Below are 3,035 nucleotides of genomic sequence, written 5' to 3' on the forward strand. Positions count from 1 at the left end.
GATAACTGGTGTATGATTGTAATTAATTACTAATAAAAAGGTGGTAAAAGATGGTACGACAACAAGATGATTTTTATGACGCAGTGAATGGCGCTTGGGAAAAGACCGCAGTGATTCCTAACGATAAGCCACGCACAGGTGGTTTTAGTGACTTGTCTGATGAGATTGAAAAGTGGTTACTGACGGTTACGTCGGACTGGCAAGCAGGGAAAAACTTACCGGACTCACCAATTTTGTCACAATTTATTGCGTATCATCGCTTAGCCACTGATTTTGCCACCCGTGAACAACAAGGCACCCAACCTGTGCAAGCGTTGTTGCAGCAATATCAAAGTTACACCTCATTTGCTGATTTTGCGCAAAATATTGCCGAATTGGAAAAGCAAGGCTTGCCAAATGCGCTGCCACTTGGTGTGGGGCCTGATTTTAAAGATGCCCGGACAAATGTTTTATGGGCTAGCGCGATCAACTTGGTCTTACCAGACACGACGTACTATGCACCCGATCATAAACAAGGACAAGCGTTGTTAGCTAAGTTTCGGGCTGCGCAAACAGCCTTACTGCCAAAGTTTGGCTTTTCTGAGGCAGAAACGGCTGATTTGATTGACCGTTATCTGGCCTTTGATGCCCGTGCGGCCGCGGTCGTTTTAAGCCAAGAAGAGGGGCATGAATATGCCAAGTTGTACCATCCTTACGCTTGGGCAGACTTTACCAAATTAGCTCCAGAATTGCCGTTAGACGCAATTTTAACAGCTTTGGTTGGTCAGACACCAGATCAAGTGATTGTGCCCGAAGAACGCTTCTGGGCGGCCGCTAATCAATTCTTTTCTGAAGAAGCTTGGCCACTATTGCAAGCCTACTTGATTGTTTCGGTTGTTAACAATTTTACGCGTTATTTATCCGATGACATCCGCGTGCTAGGTGGTCAATACCAGCGTGAATTGACGGGGGCGCCAGAGGCCATGCCGGCGGATAAAGCCGCCTTTTATTTGGCGGCTGAACCGTTTAATCAAGCGATTGGTTATTATTACGCCCAAGAAAAGTTCTCCCCAGCAGCCAAAGCCGATGTTGAGGCCAAAGTGGCCAAGATGATTGCTGTGTTTAAGCAACGGCTACAAGCAAATGACTGGCTGAACGCCGCAACCCGTGAAAAGGCCATTACAAAATTAAATACTATCGTGCCACATATTGGCTATCCGGAGCAGCTACCGGCGCGCTTAGCCAAGAAAATTGTCCAACCAGGTGCGACTTTATTAGAAACAGCCTTACAGTTTCGACAAATTGAAATCGCCCATGAATGGTCGCAATGGCAACAACCGGTTGATCGCAACGAATGGCATATGCCAGCCCATCTGGTGAATGCTTACTATGACCCACAGCAAAACCAAATTGTTTTCCCGGCAGCGATTCTGCAAGCCCCATTTTATAGTTTGTCACAATCGTCATCAGCGAATTATGGTGGGATTGGTGCGGTCATTGCGCATGAAATTTCCCATGCGTTTGATACGAACGGGGCGTCATTTGATGAGTTTGGGAGTTTAAAGAACTGGTGGACCGACGAGGACTTTGCTGCCTTTAAGGTGCGCACAGATCGGGTCGTGGCCCAGTTTGACGGTTTGGATTCCTATGGCGCTAAAGTGAACGGCAAGTTAACCGTATCTGAAAACGTGGCGGACTTGGGTGGCTTGGCCGCGGCTCTAGCAGCAGCTGCGCAGGAACCAGACTTTTCTGCAACTGACTTCTTTGAAAGTTGGGCCACAATTTGGCGGATGAAGGCACGACCAGAATATATGCAACTCCTAGCTGCTTCGGTCCCACATGGTCCAGCGAAGTTACGGGTGAATGTCCAAGTGAAGAACTTTGATGCCTTCTTTGCGGCATTTAACGTGCAACCAAGTGATGGGATGTGGTTGGCACCGGCTGAACGCGTACAAATTTGGTAATATGTGATAATAACGAGATAACGTGCTGACGCATAATCAGCGCGTTTCTTTGATGCTGGGGTTATCAGTCGCGTAAGACATAAGAAATCGTGATTAAACTTTGATACAATAGTGTGTATTGATTTTTTGAAACGAGTAAGACAATATGTATGAAAAAATAATCCTATTAAGTATTCAAATTTTATTAATCACGGTGATAGTGCTGATGATTGGGCTGATCGCCCGGGCCTACTTGAAACAAAAAAAGCCGGTTTTTCAGCGTTTCGGACTGGGTATGTTGATCGGTTTTATCACTGATTTTGGTGATACGCTTGGGATTGGCTCTTTTGCCACGACGACAGCAGCGTTTCGGGCCACACACTACATTGATGACGATCGGCAGTTACCAGGGACGTTAAATGCGATGCATGCCATTCCGGTCATGATCGAAGCGCTATTTTTCATCACCGCAGTGAAAGTCGAATTAAGTACGTTGTTGCCGATGACGACTGCCGCTGTTGTGGGGGCGTACGTGGGGACACACGTCACGAAAAATTGGCATGCGCCAACGGTGCAGCGGGTGATGTCTGCGGCCTTGTTTATCGCAGTTGTGATTATGATTGTCCGGATGATCACTAACCCAGGGGCGGACAACGCGTTAACAGTGCACGGGTTGCATGGCTGGTGGCTTGTCTTAGGCATCGTGTTTAACCTTGGCGTAGGCATTTTGATGACAATGGGGCTGGGAAACTATGCGCCTGAATTGATTTTCTTCTCACTGATGGGGGTGAACCCAGCGATTGCTTTTCCGGTGATGATGTTAGATGCCGCATTGATTATGCCAACGACGGCTTGGAATGTGATTAAGATGGATCGGATTTCATGGCGTGGTTTTGCTGGTGTCACGATTGGTGGGATTTTTGGCGTGATTGTTGCGGCTAAGTTCTTCACGAGCATGGATGTGCAATTGCTGAAACTATTGATTATTGTGGTGTCACTTTGGACCGCTTTTGGGTTATTTCGTGACTCATTTAAACAAAATTGGAAAAAAATCCACTAAAGGGGTTGTCAAGGTTTTAAATATTTGTTATTATAATATAGTTGTTTGAGACA

General features: G+C 46.5%; 2 protein-coding genes. Both read left to right on the forward strand.

The window, feature by feature from the left end; translation table 11 throughout:
- The first annotated feature begins 50 nt into the window (after positions 1-50).
- Positions 51-1,943 carry a M13-type metalloendopeptidase gene (locus ACW12G_RS07270; RefSeq protein WP_455647638.1) on the forward strand — a complete coding sequence of 631 codons (1,893 nt, stop codon included), beginning with the start codon at positions 51-53 and terminating at the stop codon, positions 1,941-1,943.
- 145 nt (positions 1,944-2,088) lie between these two features.
- The gene (locus ACW12G_RS07275; protein WP_455647639.1) at positions 2,089-2,982 is read left to right on the forward strand and encodes a sodium:solute symporter; all 894 of its coding nucleotides are present in this window, start codon (positions 2,089-2,091) and stop codon (positions 2,980-2,982) included.
- The last annotated feature ends 53 nt before the right edge of the window (positions 2,983-3,035 follow it).

The organism is Leuconostoc sp. (assembly GCF_965300815.1).